The 20,096-nt window shown below is 64.6% G+C and carries 18 protein-coding genes and 1 tRNA gene; 5 read left to right on the forward strand and 14 right to left on the reverse strand.

Annotated features, from left to right (window positions below):
• Positions 1 to 643 precede the first annotated feature (643 nt).
• The 7 genes from VOI18_RS08655 to rpmH form a co-directional block, all read right to left on the reverse strand.
• On the reverse strand, positions 644 to 2,020 hold the full coding sequence (locus tag VOI18_RS08655; RefSeq protein WP_323762002.1) for a serine hydrolase domain-containing protein: 1,377 nt from the start codon (positions 2,018 to 2,020) through the stop codon (positions 644 to 646).
• A 147-nt stretch (positions 2,021 to 2,167) separates the two neighbouring features.
• On the reverse strand, positions 2,168 to 2,875 hold the full coding sequence (locus tag VOI18_RS08660; protein WP_323762003.1) for a pyrimidine 5'-nucleotidase: 708 nt from the start codon (positions 2,873 to 2,875) through the stop codon (positions 2,168 to 2,170).
• Position 2,876: 1 nt separating this feature from the next.
• Positions 2,877 to 3,872 (reverse strand): DUF1036 domain-containing protein, encoded by a 996-nt coding sequence (locus tag VOI18_RS08665; RefSeq protein ID WP_323762004.1) that lies wholly within the window; start codon positions 3,870 to 3,872, stop codon positions 2,877 to 2,879.
• 6 nt (positions 3,873 to 3,878) lie between these two features.
• The gene (gene yihA, locus VOI18_RS08670; protein WP_323762005.1) at positions 3,879 to 4,454 is read right to left on the reverse strand and encodes a ribosome biogenesis GTP-binding protein YihA/YsxC; all 576 of its coding nucleotides are present in this window, start codon (positions 4,452 to 4,454) and stop codon (positions 3,879 to 3,881) included.
• A 74-nt stretch (positions 4,455 to 4,528) separates the two neighbouring features.
• Positions 4,529 to 6,307, reverse strand: coding sequence for a membrane protein insertase YidC (yidC, locus tag VOI18_RS08675; protein ID WP_323762006.1), 1,779 nt, complete (start codon positions 6,305 to 6,307; stop codon positions 4,529 to 4,531).
• A 6-nt stretch (positions 6,308 to 6,313) separates the two neighbouring features.
• On the reverse strand, positions 6,314 to 6,730 hold the full coding sequence (locus VOI18_RS08680) for a ribonuclease P protein component (protein WP_323762007.1): 417 nt from the start codon (positions 6,728 to 6,730) through the stop codon (positions 6,314 to 6,316).
• A gap of 5 nt (positions 6,731 to 6,735) precedes the next feature.
• Positions 6,736 to 6,870 carry a 50S ribosomal protein L34 gene (gene rpmH / locus VOI18_RS08685; RefSeq protein WP_041636704.1) on the reverse strand — a complete coding sequence of 45 codons (135 nt, stop codon included), beginning with the start codon at positions 6,868 to 6,870 and terminating at the stop codon, positions 6,736 to 6,738.
• Positions 6,871 to 6,969: 99 nt separating this feature from the next.
• Here rpmH and VOI18_RS08690 point away from each other — a divergent pair, with 99 nt between their 5' ends.
• Positions 6,970 to 7,746 (forward strand): TVP38/TMEM64 family protein, encoded by a 777-nt coding sequence (locus VOI18_RS08690; protein ID WP_323762008.1) that lies wholly within the window; start codon positions 6,970 to 6,972, stop codon positions 7,744 to 7,746.
• Between the two features lie 17 nt (positions 7,747 to 7,763).
• Positions 7,764 to 9,242 (forward strand): HAMP domain-containing sensor histidine kinase, encoded by a 1,479-nt coding sequence (locus VOI18_RS08695; protein ID WP_323762009.1) that lies wholly within the window; start codon positions 7,764 to 7,766, stop codon positions 9,240 to 9,242.
• On the opposite strand, the gene ggt is transcribed toward VOI18_RS08695, so the two are convergent.
• Positions 9,233 to 10,948, reverse strand: a complete 1,716-nt coding sequence (gene ggt, locus VOI18_RS08700; protein ID WP_323762010.1) for a gamma-glutamyltransferase — start codon at positions 10,946 to 10,948, stop codon at positions 9,233 to 9,235. The genes VOI18_RS08695 and ggt overlap by 10 nt on opposite strands.
• Positions 10,949 to 11,012: 64 nt before the next feature.
• Here ggt and VOI18_RS08705 point away from each other — a divergent pair, with 64 nt between their 5' ends.
• Both VOI18_RS08705 and VOI18_RS08710 read left to right on the forward strand, forming a co-directional pair.
• Entirely contained in the window at positions 11,013 to 12,008 is a 996-nt protein-coding gene (locus tag VOI18_RS08705) for a P1 family peptidase (protein WP_323762011.1), read from the forward strand.
• Positions 12,009 to 12,119: 111 nt separating this feature from the next.
• Positions 12,120 to 12,196: transfer RNA gene (locus VOI18_RS08710), tRNA-Arg, on the forward strand.
• Between the two features lie 259 nt (positions 12,197 to 12,455).
• Here the strand turns inward: VOI18_RS08710 and VOI18_RS08715 are convergent.
• The 3 genes from VOI18_RS08715 to VOI18_RS08725 all read right to left on the reverse strand — a co-directional run bounded on the left by VOI18_RS08715 (position 12,456) and on the right by VOI18_RS08725 (position 15,154).
• On the reverse strand, positions 12,456 to 12,944 hold the full coding sequence (locus VOI18_RS08715; RefSeq protein WP_323762012.1) for a DJ-1/PfpI family protein: 489 nt from the start codon (positions 12,942 to 12,944) through the stop codon (positions 12,456 to 12,458).
• A 317-nt stretch (positions 12,945 to 13,261) separates the two neighbouring features.
• The gene (locus VOI18_RS08720) at positions 13,262 to 14,584 is read right to left on the reverse strand and encodes an MFS transporter (protein ID WP_323762013.1); all 1,323 of its coding nucleotides are present in this window, start codon (positions 14,582 to 14,584) and stop codon (positions 13,262 to 13,264) included.
• A gap of 114 nt (positions 14,585 to 14,698) precedes the next feature.
• Positions 14,699 to 15,154, reverse strand: a complete 456-nt coding sequence (locus VOI18_RS08725) for an Lrp/AsnC family transcriptional regulator (protein ID WP_323762014.1) — start codon at positions 15,152 to 15,154, stop codon at positions 14,699 to 14,701.
• 115 nt (positions 15,155 to 15,269) lie between these two features.
• On the opposite strand from VOI18_RS08725, the gene VOI18_RS08730 reads away from it, so the two are divergent.
• Complete coding sequence (locus VOI18_RS08730; protein ID WP_323762015.1) at positions 15,270 to 16,925, forward strand: aminotransferase class V-fold PLP-dependent enzyme; 1,656 nt, start codon at positions 15,270 to 15,272, stop codon at positions 16,923 to 16,925.
• A 10-nt stretch (positions 16,926 to 16,935) separates the two neighbouring features.
• Here the strand turns inward: VOI18_RS08730 and VOI18_RS08735 are convergent, their stop codons facing one another.
• The 3 genes from VOI18_RS08735 to VOI18_RS08745 form a co-directional block, all read right to left on the reverse strand.
• Positions 16,936 to 17,535, reverse strand: coding sequence for a hypothetical protein (locus tag VOI18_RS08735; protein WP_323762016.1), 600 nt, complete (start codon positions 17,533 to 17,535; stop codon positions 16,936 to 16,938).
• Between the two features lie 93 nt (positions 17,536 to 17,628).
• Entirely contained in the window at positions 17,629 to 18,615 is a 987-nt protein-coding gene (locus VOI18_RS08740) for a hypothetical protein (RefSeq protein ID WP_323762017.1), read from the reverse strand.
• Between the two features lie 150 nt (positions 18,616 to 18,765).
• A complete protein-coding gene (locus VOI18_RS08745; protein WP_323762018.1) occupies positions 18,766 to 20,034 on the reverse strand; it encodes a DUF819 domain-containing protein in 1,269 nt (422 codons plus the stop codon).
• Between the last annotated feature and the right edge of the window lie 62 nt (positions 20,035 to 20,096).

Consider the following 20,096-nt stretch of genomic DNA (forward strand, 5'->3'; position numbering starts at 1 on the left):
CACCTGTCCCCCCTAATTCACACCTGTCCCCCCTAATTCACACCTGTCCCCCCTAATTCACACCTGTCCCCCCTAATTCACACCTGTCCCCCCTAATTCCCGGGGAGACGCGCCTTGTCCCCGCCCACGCACCCCCTTCCTTCTCCCTTGGGAGAAGGTGGCCGGAGGCCGGATGAGGGGGGATTTTCCTGCTTTCACCGGGATTTACCCCTCACCCTGACCCTCTCCCCGGGGAGAGGGAAAGTTCTTCCCAGAAAAAAATTCCGAAAACTTGTCCTCCCTCCTTTCCACCAGGCGATAATGGCCTTGGTTTTCGGGACGGGAGGCACGGGCCCTGTCACTTGTGCCCGGAGACGTGCGGAGCCTGTCCGCGTGTCGGGGATGACATCCCGATGCTCCGGCAGGGCGTGCGATCAGGTCCAGGGGCACTAAACGACCGACCCTCAGTACCTGGCGCATTGGAATCGGGGTGGAGACAGCCCGGGAAATCTCCGCGAGCGGGATGTCGGCGATGTCACGTTTTTCAAATCAAACCGGTTATCGGCATTGGCCGACATCCCGTTCCCTCCCATCCCTCCGGCGCCTGGCGCGTGCGGAGACGAGAGTGCATGCGTTCCCTGGAGCCCATGTCCCCATTGGCCGCCTACCGCGTGTCCTCTTCCACCCGTGTCGCCACATGGTCCATGCCGTAGCGATAGCTGACCTGCAGGCCGTCTTCGGTGAAGGTGATCCGGGTGTCGGCGTCTTCGGCGAAGGCGAAGGTGGTTTCAGTGAGGGCGGTAAGGTCGTACCAGGTGCCGCCGCCGCGGCGGGACTGGAGGCGGTTGTCGCTGACGCGGATGACGCGCTCATCGCCCGGGCCATGCCGGTAGAGGCCGGCAAGTCGGGCGAGGCTGTCCACATCGAGCGAGACCGCTGTGTCGGACGACCCGGCCAGGTCGAGCCCGAGCGCGGCTTTCACCAGGTTTGAGGCGATTGTGCCCTCATCGCGATCGGTGGCATTGGCGAGGACGGCGACGAAGGTGTCGGTCTGGGGCACCATGATGACATAGGCACGCCAACCGCCGACATTGCCGCCATGCTCATAGGTGCTGTACTCGCCGACCCGGCCGTGGAACAGGCCCATCCCATAGCGGGTATCGCGCCCGTCCGGCAGGGTCTGGGAGCTGAGAAAGGTCTGCCGTGCGGCGGGGCTCAGGATCCGGTCACTCCACAGCGCCTGGTACCAGGCCAGCAGATCGCCGGTTGTCGCATGGATTTCGCCATCGCCATGCCCGGAAATCCCGGCGTGCGGCGCGGGATAGAAGCCGTTTTCATTATGCCAATAGGTGCTGGGCGATGCCGCCATGACCGCGTGCGGGCGTTGCAGCTGCGAGCGGGACATGCCCGCCGGCGCAAACAGCCGGGTTTCAACGAAGTTTGCGAATGTGTCGCCGGTCACCGTCTCGATGATCAGGGTGGCGAGGGCGTAGCCGGAATTGGAATAGGACCAGTCGGTGCCGACGGGAAAGTCCAGGGTCTCGTCCCGGAAATAGGTCAGGGTCCGGGCCAGGTCGATATCGGTATGGCTGATCGCTTCGTAGTCATCGTGATTGGTATAGTTGTACAGGCCGGATGTGTGGCCGAGCAGATGGCGCAGCGTGATGGTGGCGCCGTGGTCCGGGAAATCGGGCAGATAGGTGCGGATGTCGGCGTCCGGATCGAGCACCCCGTCCTCGACCAGCCGCATCACGGCGGCGCCGGTGAACTGTTTGGTGACGGAGGCAACCCGGAAGCGGTGGTCGGTGGCCATCGGCACGTCGAGTTCCAGGCTGGCCATGCCGAAGGCCTCGTGCAGGAGGACCTCGCCGTCATGGAAGACCAGGATGCTGGCACCCGGACGGTCGCCGTCATAGGCCTGCGCAGCGATGTCGTGCAGCCGCTCGCGATCTGTCCCATCGGAGTCCGATGCCGATGCCGACACGGCCGCGACGGTAGCCGCGGCAATCATCGCCCCAACAATAACAAACGACCTGAGCATTGCAGTCTCCGCGCGTACCTGAATTGGTGACACGAACACGTTGGCGTGGCTTGAACAATTTACGTTTTCGTTAGGCGACGAACGCCGCCGGGATCCGTGCGCTGCCGGGTGCCGGGTGGCCCAACGGCTGGAGAGACCCCGGCCCGGTCAGCTCTCCCTGACCCGCACGTCGCCGAGAAAGGTCGGCAGGCAGTCGATGGCGTGGTGGATGTGGTCGGGGTGTTCGTCGGCCATGGCGACATCTTCGCTGCGCGTCCCGGCCTTTGCCCGAACCAGCACCGTGGTGAACCCCATCGCGTGCGCGGTCTTCAGGTTCCGCAGGCTGTCCTCGAAGAACACCGCCTCGTGTGCCGGAAGGGCATGATGGCCGATAAAGCGGTCAAAACCGGCCTGCAGCGGCTTGGGTTGGAAGCCGGACGCCTCGACGTCGAAAATGTCGTTGAACAGATGGGTCAGTCCCATGTGATCGAGGATGTTCTCGGCGTGCTTCAGCGAGCCGTTGGTGTAGACCAGTCGCTTGCCGGGCAGCGCCGCGATATGGCGGGCCAGGTCCGGATCGGGCTTGATCACCGTGGCGTCGACATCATGCACGAAGTCGAGGAATTCATGGACGTCGATCGTGTGGTTGGCCATCAGCCCGTTCAGCGTCGTGCCATAGTCGCGCCAATAGGATTTCTGCACCACCTTCGCCTCAGTCTCGGGCAGGTCCATCAGACGGGCGACATACTGGGTCATGCGTCGCTCGACCTGAGCCATGATAGGCGCATCGGACGGGTACAGCGTATCGTCCAGGTCAAACACCCAGTGGGTGATGTGGCGCATGTCGGCGCGGCTGTCAGCGCGATCGTCCGTCATGTCACGGCCTCCGGAAATCGCCTTCGTCGAGCGTGATGCGGACCCCACCCTCGCTCGGCTCGGTGATGCGGCGGAAGTCGGCTGCGGTATAGCCCCGGTCGGCGCAATTGCTGCGACCCTCGGCGACGAAGCGGGCCGGCGCGACGCAGAAGCTTTCATTGCCAGAAAGCAGGCCGCGGCGGCTTCCGGTGTTGATCCGCTCGGCGTAGTAGAATGCATTGTTGGTCGCGAGGCGCGTGGCCAGGACCCGGGCGCATTCGCCGGCGTGAATCCGCCACCAGCCGCGCGACTGCCAGATCGACCCGACCTGGTGGCCGATAGCGACCGCGATGTCGCCGTCAGCCTCATTGCACATGGTCAGTCCGCTGGCCGCATTGCGGCTGAGCGCGCGGGCTTCAAGTGCATCAATGAGCGCGTCATCATCCGGGCGGCTCGACAGGCCCGCATCGCGCAGGAAATTGTTCACGGCGAGCCGGGTCGAGCGTCCGTCCAGCCCGTCCACGGCCGTGACCGGGTAGCCGCTTGACTGGAGCAGGCGCTGGATCCCGGCGACGGTGGCGCGGCTGGCGAAGTTAACCGGCTCGACCAATACCGTGCGTTCGCGCTCATCACCCTCGCGGATGAAAAAGTCGCGCGATGCCATGCCCAGCGACGAACATCGTGTGTTGGCAACAACCTCGAAGTCCGCTTCGTCGACGCACAGAGGGATGGTGCCGCGCCATTCGCGTACGCCGCCCAGATAGGCGATCGAGGATTTGGCGTAATAGAAAATCGGCTGGTCGCCGTTCAGATCGACATCGGTGGCGACTGTCGCGCAATCGCCCGGGCGCAGCCGTAACCAGCCCTCGATGGCGACCCCGCCCTCGACCGGCCAGCCAGCGGCGGTCTGGACGATATAGCTGGTTTCGTTGCAGAGCTCCGCCGCGTCAGCGCGCGATGTGGTGACCAGGAGCAGGGCGGGCAGGGCCAGGGCGGCCAGGGCAAGACGACACAACATGCCCCGTCATCCCATGTCGGGCAGGAGGGCGACAATCTCCGCCCGCAGCTGGTCGACCCCGTCCTGCTTGGCGCTGGAGGTAGCGATGACGCGCGGGAAGGCGGCCGGACGCCTGGCGATCTTCTCGCCGGTCTCGGCGATCAGGCGTTTGACGGCCGGTGGCTTGATCTTGTCGGTCTTGGTCAGCACGACCTGATAGCTCACGGCGGCTTCGTCGAAGACATCCATGATCTTCAGGTCGACATCTTTCAGGCCGTGGCGACTGTCGATGAGCAGATAGACCCGCTTGAGATTGACCCGGCCACGCAGGAAAGCCTTGGTCAGGCGGGTCCATTTCTCGACCACCGGCTTGGGAGCTTTCGCATAGCCATAGCCGGGCAGGTCGACAATGCGCAGGTCACCGCCTTCGACATTGAAGAAATTCAGCTCGCGCGTGCGTCCCGGCTCACCGGAGGCGCGGGCCAGACCCTTCTGGTTGGTCAGGGCATTGATCAGCGATGACTTGCCGACATTCGACCGACCGGCAAAAGCGATCTCGAGCCGGTCCGGATCGGGCAGATGATCCAGCGCCACCGCTCCCATCAGGAAGGTGCAGGGGCGCGAGAAGAAGCGCCGCCCGAGGCCGATGTCGAGGTCGTCGCTACCGTCGGTCAGGGTCAGTCTCCGCTATCCCGCTTCATCAGTCGGGCAATCAGCTTGTCGACCTGGGTCTCGTTCCCGTGGCGACGCATGATGATGTATTGCTGCAGCACGGAGAGGAAGTTGTTCCAGGCCCAGTAAATCACCAGGCCGGCCGCGAACGGGGCCAGGATGAAGGTGAAGACGATCGGCAGGAAGGCGAAGATGCGCGCCTGCATCGGGTCCGGTGGCGGCGGGTTGAGCGCCTGCTGCGCGGCCATGGTGACGCCCATGATGATGGGCCAGGCGCCGATGCCGAGAATGCCGCCGATCAGCCAGATGCCGGACGGGTCGTAGGGGATCAGACCGAACAGGTTCCAGATATTGGTCGGATCGGCTGCGGACAGGTCGCGGATCCAGCCGAAGAAGGGCGCATGGCGCATTTCGATGGCATTGAACAGGGTCTGGTAGAGCGCGAAGAAGATCGGGATCTGCGGCAGGATCGGCAGACAACCGGCCAGCGGGTTGATCTTCTCGGTCTTGTACAGCTCCATCAGCGCTTGTTGCTGCTTTTGCTGATCGGCGCCGTAGCGTTCCTTGATCTCGGCCATTTTCGGCTGGACCGCCTTCATCTTCGCCATCGAGGCGTAGGCGCGGTTGGCCAGCGGGAACATCACGATCTTGACCATCAGCGTCAGCGCCAGGATGGCGAGACCGAACTGTCCCAGGGCGCCTTCCAGCATGGTCAGCAGCCACACGAAGGGGCGGGTGAGGAACCACAGCCAGCCCCAGTTGATGGCCATGTCGAAACGCTCGATGCCGACCTCGTTCTGGACCTGTTGCAGCACGTCCAGTTCCTTGGCGCCGGCAAAAATCCGGGTGGTGGAGGTCAGGCTCTCGCCAGCCGGAACCGCAATGGCCTGTTCGACATAGCTGGCCTCGAAGGCGTCGATCTCGCCGCGTTCGATGGTGCGGAAGCGGGCGGTGAAAGGCCGGTCCTGGTCGGGGACGGCTGCGGCCATCCAGTAGCGTTGGGTAATGCCGACCCAGCCGCCGGTGCCGCTGTCTTCAGTCTGGTTGCCGTCTTCCAGCTTGCCGAAACTGCTGCGCACCATGGCACCGTCGACAACCGCCAACGCGCCTTCAAAGATGGCCATGTTCTTGGTTTCTTCAGCCGGGCGTCCCTCATGACGCACCAGGCCGTAGCGGGACAGCTCGACTTCCTGGCCGGAATTGTTGGTAACCGTGTCATCGAGGGTAAAAAGGTAGTTCTCATCGACCGATATAACGCGCTCGAAATGCAGGCCGGACGGGCTGTCATAGGTCAGGGTGACCGGCGTGTCCGGCGTCAGGGTCGAGCCCGAAGCCAGCGTCCACTCGGTCGATCCACCCGGAAGGTCGGTGAATCCGGAGGTTGCCGATGTCCAGCCGTCGCGGGCGTAGAAGACATGGTCGCTGCCGATCGGATTGAGCAGGGCGATCGGCGTATCATCGTCGATGGTTTCGGTGTGGCGACGCAGGCGGATGTCGTCGAGGCGGGCGCCGGTGAGCGACAAGGAGCCCAGAACAGCCGGGGCGTCGATGGTGACGCGCTGGTTGCCGCCAAGGGCCGTCTCACGATCAACGGTGGTCGCAGCAGCCGGTTCGAGCGAGGAGGCGGGCAGATCGGGGTCCGCAATCTCCTGCGCGGCCTCGATGGCGGCCTGCTCGGCGCGGCGCTCTTCTTCGGCCGGGCCCATGACGAACATCTGGTATCCGGTCAGGATCACCAGGATCAGTCCCAGTGCGATAAACAGGTTGCGTTGATCTTCGCCCATGAAAACTCAGGCCTCTTGCGCTTTATGTTCGCGATCACCCGAAGTCCTGCCGCTTGCAAGACTCACCAAGGCGCTTTCGACATCCCCCACCAAGCGTGACCAATCCCGGGCGGGCGTTGTCGCGCGTGCGATGAATACATAGTCAATGCCGGGCTGTCCGTGGAGGGGGAGAAGCAGCCGGGCAATCTCCCGCAAACGGCGCTTGGCCCGATTGCGGACGACGGCACCGCCGATCTTGCGGGTCGCGGTGAAGCCGGCGCCGATATGTCCGGTCGGCAATTCGTCCGCCCCCAAAAGCAAAGAGCCGTCTCGCGAGCGGGCCTGAATGACCACGCCCGACCGGACGGCTTTTCTACCTTTTGCGGCTTGCAAAAATTCACGCCGCGTTTTCAACCGTTTGACGGCAGGAAGCGGCGTTGACATCGTCCTTAGGCGGACAGACGCTTGCGGCCCTTGGCCCGGCGACGAGCCAGGATAATACGTCCGGATTTCGTCGCCATACGCGCACGGAAGCCGTGCCGGCGCTTGCGGACGATCTTTGACGGCTGAAAAGTACGTTTCACGGTCGCGCTCCATCGGCGTTCAATTCGAGAGCGGCGGCAATTACGCGCTTGAAGCGGCGGCGTCAAGCGTTCATGCCCCCTGTAGCGCAGGAGAATGACATGCCGGACGTCGCAAACCAACCACCTCCGGACCCGTCTGACGGACCGAAAAGCACGCCCCGCTGGCTGCGCCCGGTCGTGGCCCTGGTCCTGCTGTGTTTTCTCGCGGCTTTGCTGCTGACCGGGACCGGACCGCAGGAGGTTCTCACCTGGCTGCGCGACAGTGGCGGCCTGACCCGTGACGTGACCCGCCAAAACATGCTGTTGGCGGCGCTGTTCTACACGCTGGTCTATGTCGGGCTCGCCAGTCTCGCCCTTCCCGGCGCGCTGTGGCTGACAATCGGGGCAGGGTTTCTGCTCGGGCCGGTCTGGGCGGTTCCCGTCTCTCTGGCGGGTCTGACCCTGGGTGCGGTGAATACAGTGCTGCTGGTCCGCTTCTTTGCTGGCGAGGACCGGCGATCCCGGCTGCGGGCGCGCTATAGAAGGATCGCCGCGGGGTTCGAGCGCGACCAGCTGAGCTATGTGATCTTGCTGAGATTGCTGCCGCTGCCCTATTTCGGTGTAAACGTGGCGGCCGGGCTGTCGACCGTGCGCCTGTGGGCCTTTGTGGCGGGCACGATGATCGGGTCCCTTCCGTCGATCATTCTCTATGCCGGTTTTGGCGCCGGCATCGGCTCGCTGTCCGAGATGGACCGCCTGCCGGGGCTGGAGGCGTTGATGCAACCGGCCGTACTCATCCCGCTTGTCATGATCGTGCCGCTCGCCGTGGCTCCGCTTGTCATGCGGCGACGGGCCCGACGGGCAAAAGCGCGAGCCTTGTCGGGCAAGTCCGGCTAGGCTATCCGCGATCATCCATGTCGACCGACCCGTCTCCTTCTGACGATGATGCCCATCGTCCTGTCAACGCGCCGCTGGCGGGCGCGCTCGCCAATTTGCGGGCGCAATTATTGATAGTGACCCTGTCGCTGATGGCCGTCGGCCTCGTCCTTGTCTATTTCCCGGCGGCTGCGAGTTTCCGCCTGCAATGGATGACCGACCGGGCTGAGGCGGCGCACCTGGCGGCCCTGGCGGCCGATGTCGCCCGCGGAGGGGCATTGGGGGAGGAAGAGGTCCGTGCCCTCCTGATGGGCGCTGACGCCGTCGCAGTGGCCCGTGTACGCGATGGCATGAACGAGCTTGTGCTGTATTCCGGCCCGATCGGTGAGGGGCTGGTTGAAAGCGACCTGCGTTCGGCGACCTGGCTGACCCATATCCGGGACACGGTGGATACGCTGAACGCGTCGGACAACCGGCTGTTGCGGATCCGCGCCCATCCGGCCGGGGCGCCCGGCGAGTTGATCGACGTGATCGTCCGCGAAGGGCCGCTGCACGAAGCACTCCGGAGTTTTTCCCGCCGCCTGCTGCTCTATGCCAGCATCGCCGCAATCGTGGTCGGTGCGGTCCTGTACTGCGCCTTGTTCTTCCTGTTCGTCCGACCGATGCGGCGGCTGGCCGGCGCGATGACCCATTTCCGGGAAGATCCGGCGGATCCGGCCCGCATGATCCGGCCCGGGGCAGCGCGCAACGAGATTGGCCAGGCCGAGCACGAGCTGGCCCGCATGCAGGCCGATGTGCGCCAGGCCCTGCTGCAGCGCGAGCGGCTGGCGGCGCTGGGCGGGGCGGTCGCCCGGATCAATCACGACCTGCGCAATGTGCTCGCCAGCGCCCAGCTCGTCTCAGACCGGTTGGCGATGGACGATGATGACAGGGTGCGGGGCATGGGGGAGCGCCTGGTTCGGGCCGTTGATCGCGGGGTGCGCCTGTGTGAGGCGACACTTCAGTTCGGTCGCGCCGAGGAAAGCGCTCCGGTCCGCCAGCCGATCAACCTGCAGACCCTGCTCGACGAGGTCGCCGGTGATGCGATCCTCGCAGAGGGAGAGGTGATCTGGAGCAATGAGGTCGGCGCGGACATCCGCATTGATGCGGACCCGGACCAGGCCCATCGCCTGCTGCTCAACCTGTGCCGCAATGCGATCCAGGCGATGCAGGTGATAGAGGGCGAGCGTCGCCTGACCGCTCGGGCCACGCCGGTCCCCCCGGTCGGCGCCGGTTCCGGACAAGGTGCTGGCGAGGTCTGGCTGGAGATATCCGATACCGGGCCGGGCGTGCCGGCCAAGGCCCGTGAGCGCTTGTTCCAGGCATTCAGCGGTTCGACCCGGCGCGGCGGCACCGGTCTTGGTCTGTCGATCGCCCGCGAGCTCGCGCGCGCCCATGGCGGTGATGTGGACCTGGTCTCGACCGGTGCGGCCGGAACCATCTTTTCCGTGAGACTGCCGGCCGCGGCTCAGGGCTGACGCGCCTGACCTTCCCGGCGCGGGTCGGCGCCGCCGATCAGGGTCCCGTCCTCCAGCCTGCGGACGATATGTAATCCGGAATTCTCACCCCGATTGGCATCGAGCGTGAAGCCGAGGCCGGAAAGCCCGGCCAGGATTGCCGGATCCATGCCATCCTCCACCCGAACCACATCGCCGCGCGCCACCACGTTCGGCAGCTCGATGGCCTGCTGGGGCGTAAGGCCCCAATCCAGCATCGCGACCAGCGTCTTGGCCGTGTAGGCGATGATTGAAGAGCCGCCGGGCGAGCCGGTCGCCAGTACGAATTCTCCATCCCGGTCGAAGACGATGGTCGGTGACATGGACGAGCGCGGTCGCTTGCCACCTGCCGGTGCGTTCGGCACGAGGGCGCCATTGGCGTCCGTTGGCGTGCGTGAAAAATCGGTCAGCTGGTTGTTGAGGAAGAAGCCCCCGGCCATGCGGTGGCTGCCAAATACGCTTTCCACCGTGGTAGTCATCGAGACCACATCGCCATCGCTGTCGACGATCACGAAGTGGCTGGTTCCGGGCGAGTCCGGGGTCGCATCGGCGCCGGGTGCGTCAATCCCGTCCGGGATGCCCGGGGTTGCTGTCGGCAGGGCGGTGGTGCGCTGGATGCTGCGAGACCGCTCGGCGATGTAGTCCGCGTCGAGCAGGCCTTCGACCGGAACGGTCACGAAATCCGCATCGGCGACATAAGCGTCGCGGTCGGCATAGGCGAGGCGGCTGGCTTCGATGAAACGGCGCCAGCCTTCCAGTGTCTCCGGTCCGGTCGCCGACATGTCATAGGGTTCCAGCAAGCCGAGTATCTCGTTGACCGTCACCCCGCCCGATGAGGGGGGCGGCGCACTGCAAACCGTCCATTCGCGATAGTCACGGCAGAGTGCATCACGGCGCACCGCTTGATAGGTGGCCAGATCGGTCAGGGTGAGGCCGCCCGGTCGCGGTTCGTCCTGCACCGCGGCGATGATCGCGGCGGCCAGCGGACCCTCGTAGAGCGCCCGCCAGTCGGCGGCGAGCGCCCGTGTGCTATCGGCATAGGCCGGATTGCGCAGCCGATGGCCGGCGGGCAGGGGGGTGCCGTCATCGGTAAAGAAATAGGCGCGGGACGCCGGCCATTCATCCAGCGGTCCTCGCGGCGCCATGCCGGCAATGAACCGGGCCAGTCGCGGCGAGATCTCGAACCCGTCCTGGGCAAGTCCGGTCGCGGCGTCAAATCCGTCCGCCCAGTCCAGCGCCCCGTGATCGGCATGGGCCATGGCCAGCATGGCGACAGCCCCGGGGACTCCGATGGAATGCCCGGAGAAAACCGATTCGCCAAAGCCCAGCGCTTGGCCGTTTGCATCGAGAAAAAGGGCCGACGTGGCGCTGGCCGGGGCGGTCTCGCGACCATCATAAACAGTCAGGTCACCGGTCTGGGCATCAAAATACAAAAGGAAGGCGCCGCCGCCGAGGCCAGAACTCTGTGGCTCCACCAGTCCCAGAACGCTTTGTACGGCGATGGCCGCATCGATGGCATCGCCGCCAGCCCGCAGCGCCTCCAGCCCGGCTTCGACCGCGTGCGGATTGGCAGCCGCCACCATGGCTGGACCGGCAACGGCGTCGTCGGGAGTCTCCTGCGCGTTCGAGCAACTGGCGAGAAACAGGCCGCCGGCGAGCGCGGTGGTGGCGAACAGGAAACGCAGCATCTAACTTGCCCCTCAGCAATGTCCGGTCAGACTGGACCGTGAAGTGACAGATAAGAGGTCGGTCATGTCAATGCCAGCACCGCGAAACAGCCTCACCGATATTGCCGGCCTGCGGGTCGGCCAGGTCCACGACGCCGTCGTGCGGACCGGCGTGACCGTCATCCTGCCGGACGAACGGGCCGTTTGTGCGGTTGATGTCCGCGGTGGCGGACCCGGTACGCGAGAGACCGATGCGCTGGCCAGCCACACCCTGGTCGACGCAGTCGATGCAATCGTCCTGTCCGGAGGCTCGTCCTACGGGCTGGCGGCAGCGGACGGTGTCGCGGCGGCGCTGGGCGCGCGCGGTGACGGGTTCGCCCTGTTCGACATGCCCGGCGTTCCGAGATCCCCGGTCGTGCCGTCGGCCATTCTCTATGACTTGGCCAATGGTGGCGACAAGGCCTGGGGCGAGGAGCCTCCCTACCGGGCCCTTGGCAAGGCTGCGCTGGCCGCCGTTACCGATACGGTCGAGCTGGGGGCGTTCGGCGCCGGTCATGGTGCTCGCGCAGGTCTCCATGCCGGTGGCACCGGCACGGCGAGCCTGGAGCTGTCCGGCGATGGCGGGCGTGTCGCGGCTTTGGTCTGCGTCAACAGTTTCGGCTCGGTCACCCTGCCGGGCGATGACGATGTCTACTGGGCCTGGCCCCATGAAATCGATGGCGAATTTGGTGGCGGACGCCCGGCCCCGGACTGGCGACCCGCCCCGGAGGACTGGGGTGCGGCGAAGATGCAGCCCGGACCTCGGGAGAACACGACGATCGCCGTTGTCGCAACCGATATCGCCCTGACGCGGGCCCAGGCCAAACGTCTCGCCATCATGGCCCAGGACGGGCTGGCCCGTGCAATCCGGCCGGTCCACACCCCGTTTGACGGGGATGTCGTTTTCGCGATCTCGACGGGGGCGCAGCCTCTGGGCGAGGGCGGTGAAGCCCGTCTCGCCCGACTCGGATCCGCCGCAGCCGACTGTCTCGCCCGGGCTGTCGCCCGCGGCGTTCACGCGGCCCGCCAGGCAGGTCGTTGAGGCGCGCTGCACAAGCGGGTGCAATTGCCGTCATCCGGGACTTGCCATCGCCAAAGGCCGGGGCTAGGTTCCGCGCCTCTTCGGGGCCAAGACCCTGGAGCCATACGGCCTGCACCGGTAGCTCAGTTGGATAGAGCACTAGACTACGAATCTAGGGGTCGGGGGTTCGAATCCTCCCCGGTGCGCCATTTTTCTTATCTCGCGACAGTCCGCTGCGCGGACGTCTCCGATGGGGCGGCCTGACCGGCCGACGCGCGGTCGCGCTTGCGAACCCATTGGGTTCGAATTGGCGCTTCTGAAGCGCGCCATTTTTCTCTTTGTTCCCGTTCGGCTCGATCCGAGCCTGATGCCAATTTCGGTGCCGGGAGCGGTGCCTTTCCTGGAAGGCTCACAAAAAGGGCCGGACAATTGCGCCCGGCCCTCTTCAGATTTGACTGACCGTCAGGATCAGGCGGCCGGTGCGGCTTCGCGTTGCAGGCGGCCGATCACGGCGTCGATGATCTTCCACTCACAATCGGCTTCGTCACTGGCGTAGAGATGGCCGTCAATCAGGGCGGCTGACGTTGCCTGCGACGGCGTATCTGTACCGGCAAGCGTGGCGATGATCGACGCGCTTCCGGAGAGCGCGATTACCGGCTTGCCCTTGCTTGCAAAAAGCTTGGCCAGTGCCGTGGCACTCTCCGCCTGGGTCGCAGCATCTTCGAGCAGCACCAGTGCGTCATACTGGCTCTCATCGATGTCGGCGACGGTTTCCGCCACGGCAAAATTGATCTCCGTTCCACCATTCTTTCCGCGCAACAGGGCCTGCTGACCGGAGACCAGGACGGCGCGCCGGTTGTGGCGGGCAAGCGCGTCATTGGCGGTTTGCAATTGCTGGACATTGACGGACTCGGCGACAAATGCAGCAACGCGGCTCGGACGGGGACCATGTTTCATCAAGCGGGTATTCTCCATTTTGCGGGCGCAGTTCATCCGGCGCCTAAGAATTATCAGGTAGACGAATAATGATCGCAGGCGGAGAATCAAGTCCGCCTTGTGTTATTAAAATATATCTACGGCCGAGACGGAAATATTCGGACGAAGAGTATAGGCAATATTCTGTTTAACAAGTTGGGCTTGGCCGGTGCGGATGCCATGTGAAGGCATTTTTGCTCAAATACTGATTTGTGCAGTTTGGCCCTGTTGGTCGGGTGGACAGCGTCGCTGGTGAGTTTGCGGACTGCAGCCAAGGTCCCGAGAGAACTTGTCCGGGTTCAGTCGCGCCAGCTCGAATCGTCGAATCCGCTGTCGAACCCGTCGTCGGGGTCTGCGCTGTCCTCGTCGGCATGTTCCATCAACTCGACAACAGAGACCGAGGTCGTCGCCGTTGGTTCGAAATCCGACTTGTCCTCATCCCGGACCGGGGCCGTTCCAGTGCGGCGCACAAGCATCATGCCGGTCAGGCTGAACAGCGCGACCGCAGCAAACAGGAACAGCCCGGCCGGGCCAATGAAGCTCATGACGGTACTGGCGGCTAGCGGTCCGATCATCGAGCCCAGGGCCCAGACCATCAGGATGCCGGACATCATGCTGGTCGCCTGGCCTTCCGGAGCCCGGTCGGCGGCATGGGCGACAGCGACACCGTAATAGGACAGCGCGCCGGCACCCCAGATGGCAGCGATGGCGAAAATCGCGATGGGGGGCAGAATGCCGCTGAACAGGGCCATGACCAGGGCCGCCGCACCCGCCGTGAACGCCAGGCCGGCAATCACCAGGCGGCGGTCCACGCGGTCCGAAAGCATGCCTGCGGGCCAGGTTGCGATGACCGATCCACCAATCATGGCCGCGTTGAACAGGGCGGCCGTCTGCGTGACGCTGCTGGCGGCGAAGTCCTGGATATAGACGGCGTAGAGTTGGAGCACGGCGCCGGAAACCATGCCGGAGATCAAGGCCGCGATAATCGCCGATGGAGCGATTTTCCAGATTTTCAACGGGCTGAACGGGGTCGTCGTCGGCGCTGCGGGTTCGGCGCGGCGGGTGGCGCAGACCGGAATGAGGCTTGCTGTCAGAAGGGCGGCGACGATCAGGAAGCCGGTCGCGGTGCCCGCCGGTGCGCCGGCCACCAGGAAGGGACCGGCCATGAAGCCAAGCTTGGATGTGACAAGATAGAAGCCAAGGATGGCGCCGCGGCTCTGGCTCGGCGCGGCGTCGGCGATCCAGCTCTCGCCCGAGGCCAGGAAGCCGGCGACCGAGACACCGATGATGAACTGAACCAGCATCCACCAGGCCATCGCGCCGCTGATGTACAGTGCCGCCGCCCCCAAGGAGGCGGCCGCCGCGAAACCGGCGATGGCCCGGATATGGCCGATCTGCATGATTTCGCGCGGTGCCAGCCGGGCTCCCAGCATGAAGCCAAGTGCGTAGGCCGATACGATCGCCCCGATCTTGAGCGGCGCGGCGCCCTGGGAAACCAGCGTCAGCGGACCGACCACGGACAGTGCCCCGGTCGCCATTTGCAGGATGGCAAGGGCAATGACGATGGCCGCGACATTGCGATAGCTGTCGGTTCCGGAGGCGAGGGTTTGGGGGCGGGTCATTTTGGCTCGTCGGCAGGAGGCGAAAGAAGAGCGGCGGGTCGCGGTCGTGGCGTGCCGGGCGATTGCTGCCGGCCAATTTCATGCAGAGCTGTCAGCCATGCAAGGTCTGTCACATCAGACCGGCAATTCCGTGGTGTTCTTGATTGCTTCCATGGCGAAACTGGCGCTGACATCGGACAGCGGCGCAATGGCGATCAGCTTCTTGTAGGCTTCGTCATAGGCGCGGACATCGGGCAGGCACAGCTTGATCAGATAGTCGATATCACCGCTGAGGCGGTAGAATTCGACGACTTCGGGCATACGCGCGACCCCGTCGGCGAAGCGTTTCAGCCATTCCGCGTCGTGATGGCTGGTGCGCACGGTGACGAAGAGCGTGGCCTGCAGGTCCAGGGCTTCCGGGTCCAACAAGGCAACGTGCTTGCGGATGATGCCCGCCTCGGCGAGGCGCTTCAGACGGCGCGCCGTCGGGGTGGCGCTAAGGCCGATCAGGTCGGCCAGTTCCTGCACCGTCCGGTCAGAATCCTTTTGCACGGCCCGCAACAGGCGTCGATCATGTTCGTCCAGAACCATGAATCTGCCCCTTCTTGGTGATTATCCCTACACCTGAACCGTACCACAGCCGAGATTTGGTGAAAATCGCCGCGTCAAAGATGGTTTCATGCCGCGATATTGATGCGAGGTGACCATGTCCGCCAGACCCAATCATGCCGACTGCCTGGCCGCTGTCCGTGACGGGCTGATCGGCGCCAACCGGATGCTGGCGACACCGTTCGGGCTGAAGCCCTTTCTTTATGCCGATTATACGGCGTCGGGCCGGGCCTTGCGGCAGATCGAGCGTCAGATTGACAAGCTGATGCTGGATTATGCCAATCCGCACAGTGAGGACAGTGCCACCGGGCGTGCGAGCAATCGCTGGATGCGCGATGCCGAAGCCGTCATACGCAAGGCCGTCAATGCCGGTCCCGGCGATTGCCTGTTGCCTTGTGCCGCCGGCGCGACGGGAGCGATCCACAAGCTTCAGGAGATCCTCGGGCTCGCCGTTGCGCCGGCCAGCCGCGATGCGCTGGGTGTGGCACCGGGCGCGGCCGTGAGGACGGTCGTGTTTGTCGGACCCTATGAGCACCACTCCAACGAGCTGAGCTGGCGCGACAGTCTCGCCGAAGTGGTCTCGATCCCGCTTGATGCGACCGGCGGGATTGATCTGCGCGCGCTTGAAGCAGCACTGTCCGAGCCTCGCTTTGAGGGCTGGCGCAAGATTGGCGCCTTCTCGGCCGCCTCAAACGTGACCGGCATTCGAACCGACATTGTCAGCCTCGCGCATCGCCTGCACGCACACGGGGCCATCCTGTGCCTCGATTGTGCGGCGAGCGCGCCCTACCAGCGCATCGACATGCATCCGGATCAGGATCCGGCGAGCGCGATCGATGCGGTCTATTTCTCGCCCCACAAATTCATCGGCGGTCCGGGGTCTTGCGGGATACTCGTCTTCAACGACCGTCTCTATCGCCGCGACCTCGCGCCCACCCAGAGTGCCGGCGGCACGGTCCGCTATGTCTGGCAGGACGGGCATGACTTTCTCGAGGGCATAGAAGCACGGGAACGGGCCGGCACGCCGGGGCTGCCGCAGCTGGTTCGCGCCGCCCTGGCCTTGCAGGTCCAGAGCGAAATCGGACCCGAGGTGATTGGAGAGCGCGAGCACGGCGCGCTCGAGCGCGCTTTCCAGCGCTGGTGCCAGCATCCGCGGATTGAAGTTCTGGGTCCGCAGGCACCGTCGCGGCGGCTGGGGATTGTTGCCTTCAACCTGCGCAAGGCCGATGGCGCGGTGGTTGAGCCAAGACTGGTCACGCTGTTGCTCAATGACCTGTTCGGTATCCAGTCCCGCGCCGGCTGTTCCTGTGCCGGACCCTATGGACATCACCTGCTCGGGATCGATGCCGATTCCACCCGTTCAATCCGGTCTCGTGTGCTGGACGGCGATGTCGGTGCCCGCCCGGGCTGGTGTCGGGTCAGTCTGCACTGGGTCATGTCCGACGACGAGATCGACTATCTGATTGACGCCGTCTGTTTCCTGGCCGACCACGCCGGGCTGTTCTCCGGTTTCTATGACCGCGACGCCCGGACCGGTAGCTGGCGTTGGGCCGGAGACCCGGTCGGCGAGGAGACCGGCTGGCCTGACAGCCTGCTGGATGGCGGCGAGGCCGGGCCGGACTGTCATGCCGGGGGGGCTGGCGGCGATGAGTCCGAGCGCTACGAAACGCCCTTCCGGGAAGCGCGGGACCTGGTTCGCGTCTTCCAGGACCCGGACCTGCATCCCGTTGACGTTCAGTTGCTGGAAAGCTGACGCAGGGGGCTCATCCCGGGCGCCGATAGCGCAATACGCCGCAATCCGCCAGGATCCGGTCAATGGTCGCGCGCTCATCCGCGTTGGCCGGAGCGCGGCGTGGATAGAGCGGAGACGGGCTGTCGCGGTCATTGATCCACGGCGCGTCCCAGAGCTCGGTTGCGGTGACGAAGTCGCGCGCCCGTGCCTCGCCGCCAGTTTCAAGGCAGCCTGTCAGGCAGGTGTCGACATAGGTCTGCGGAATCGGATGGGCGTCATCGGCCCGCACCTGTTCGCGATTGACCACAATCCAGTAACGCCCGACCGGCAGGGCTGAGCGGTCTTCACCATCCGGGTGTACCCGCGCCGGGTCCACTTCCGTGAAGACATAACCGCGTTCGCGGTGACGCAGTTCAGGGGTGATCGCGGTGGGAACAAGCGCCGCGTGCAGGCTGGGGCCGGCCGAGGGGCGCACGCCGGCATAGGTCGCCGCCTCGTCGCCATAGCGCACCGTCCAGCCACGCCGCCATCCGCTCGCAAGGACCGGACGTGCCACGGTCTCTATGCCGGAATAGGTTCGGCGGCTGTAATCGCTGAGCAGGCTGCCATAGCCGATCATGTAGTCGTTCAACAGGCGCGCTCCCGGCGAAAGTCACGAAAAAGGCGGCGCGGATGGATCCGCGCCGCCTCATTCTGGATGGCTGGGACGAAGTGTCCAGCCTGACTACTGGCGATAGCGCCGGGTCGAACGCGACGAGGACGAAGACGAGCCGCTGTAGGACGCCTGGGCGACCGGGACTTCTTCGGAATAGGCGTTGTTGTCGACCGGCATTTCGGTGCCGTACAGATAGGTGTTGCCCTGGCTGGACGGAGCCGTCTGACGCGACGCGACCGGCGGGATTTCCGAGCTCATTGGCGGGTTGTGGCCCGGCAGGTTGATCTCTTCGCAATCCACCAGACGCCACTCCCAACGCTCTTCCGAACGCAGCGAGTAACGGGTCACGGTCTGGCTCTCGGCCGGGACCACATGACTGTCGACAGTCGCGTGCTGGTCGAGAACGCGGACCTGATAGGTGTCACGCTCCTCGGCAATCGGGATTTCCTCGATGCGGGCTTCCTGGACCAGTACGTCGCGAGTGACCTGGGCATACTCGGCGGGGTGATTGACCTCGCGGATGCTGGCAGGCTGGACCACGATGTTGCGGGTCACGGTCTGGTACTCGCCGGCTTCTTCCACCAGGCACCAGACTTCACCGGTCTCGTTGTCGAAACGCGTCATCGACGCGCCCGGCACATAACCGCGGCGCCACACCATGCGCGGCTCGCGCACAAGAATGGTTTCGGTGACGGTGTCGTGCGTGGCCGGAATGACCTCGTACTCGACATAGGCCGGGCTGACCTGCACGGTTTCGGTGCGGGTCTCGTAGACCGGCTCGTGCACAATGTAGCGCATGCCGGCTTCGCGGGAGATGTACTCGCGGTACTCGTCACGCAGGCGCGGCGGCGCAACGTCGTAGCGCTCGTAGGAGTCCTGGGTGGTGACCTGCTCGGAGTAGGTGTCGTATTCCGGCGCGATGCGAACGCGCGCATAGCATTCACCGGTCGCCGCCGTGGTGGGTGGATCCGGCGGGAACCATTCGGTGTCACCGGCGAATGCGGTGGAAGCGGTGAGCAGTGCGACAGCAGTGGCGCACAGGAGTTGTTGTTTCATCGTGATTCCCCCCTTGGAAATGGCGTGAGGGCACGGTGACCCGCTTCCTCGATAACACAATGTTAACGGAAGCAAGCGGTATCGTTAAGAAATAATCGCTCCTTGATGTCGCTTTCAACCCACAGGGGATTTTCTGGTCCCGCTTTCAACTCAAGGGGTTACGCTGGCACCCATCATGAACATCATCATGTATCCGGTCATCATCGCGGCCCAGGTACCGACAATATAACCGACCACCGCCAACAGCACGCCGACCGGCGCGAGGGAGGGATGGAAGGCCGCGGCCACGACCGGCGCCGACGCCGCGCCACCGATATTGGCCTTTGATCCGACGGCAATGAAGAAGGTCGGCGCCTTGATCAGCCAGGCGACCAGCAGCAGCAGTGCGACGTGGACCGCCATCCAGATCAGGCCGATCACGAAAAACTCCGTGTTGCGGAAGATGGCAGTGATGTCCATGCGCATGCCGATCGTTGCGACCAGCACATAAATGAAGACCGAGCCGACCTTCATCGATCCGGCGCCGGACAGCTGCCGGGCCTTGGTGAAGGACAGGGCGACGCCGATGATGGTCGCCGACAGCATCAACCAGAAGAAGCCGGACCCCAGACCCAGCTCCGCCAGGTCCGGTGCGTTGGCGCTGATCCACGGGCCCATGAAATCGGCGACGATATGGGACAGGCCCATCGCACCAAGGCCGAAGCCGAGAATGATCATCAGATCCTTCAGCTCGGGAATCCGCGCATTGGTCTGTTCGAAACTCTCGGCCTTCGCGCGCAGGGCATCGACGGCGCGGGTGTCGGCGTTGAGGGCCTTGTCGATCCGCTTGGCATTGGCCACGCCGAGCAGGAGGAAGGCCATCCAGATGTTGGCGACGATGATGTCGACCGCGATCCAGGCCGAGTAGACCTCGCCGCCGACCCCGAAGAATTCATACATCGCCGCCTGGTTGGCTCCGCCACCGATCCAGGTGCCGGCAACGGTCGCCATGCCCCGCCATACGGCGTCAGGGCCGGTCACGCCGATTGCTTCGGGGAAGAGGTAACCGGCGATCAGCAAGGCGACCGGTCCGCCCAGAACAACGCCGGCGGTTCCGGTGAAGAACATGATCAGGGCTTTCGGCCCGAGCCGGAAGGTGGCTGGCAGGTCGGCCGACATGGTCAGCAGGACAAGCGCGGCTGGCAGCAGGAAGCGCGAGGCGATGAAATAGGTCCGCGATTGCTCCGGATCGACAATGTTGAACAGGGTCAGGAGCGACGGCAGGAAGTAGCACAACAACAGCGGCGGGAAGATGCGGTAAAAGCCCTTGGCCAGCTTGCTGTCGAGGCTGGAGGTCCAGAATACGGCTCCCAGCAATACGGCCAGCAGTCCCATGACGATCGCGTCATTGCTGAAAAGTGGTCCGACTTCGGCTTCCATGGATATCCCCCGGCGTTTCCCGCGCGGATAGGACGGGTTTTGCCGGGACTTGGCAAGGCGCG

Source organism: Maricaulis sp. (assembly GCF_034670125.1).
GTDB lineage: Bacteria > Pseudomonadota > Alphaproteobacteria > Caulobacterales > Maricaulaceae > Maricaulis.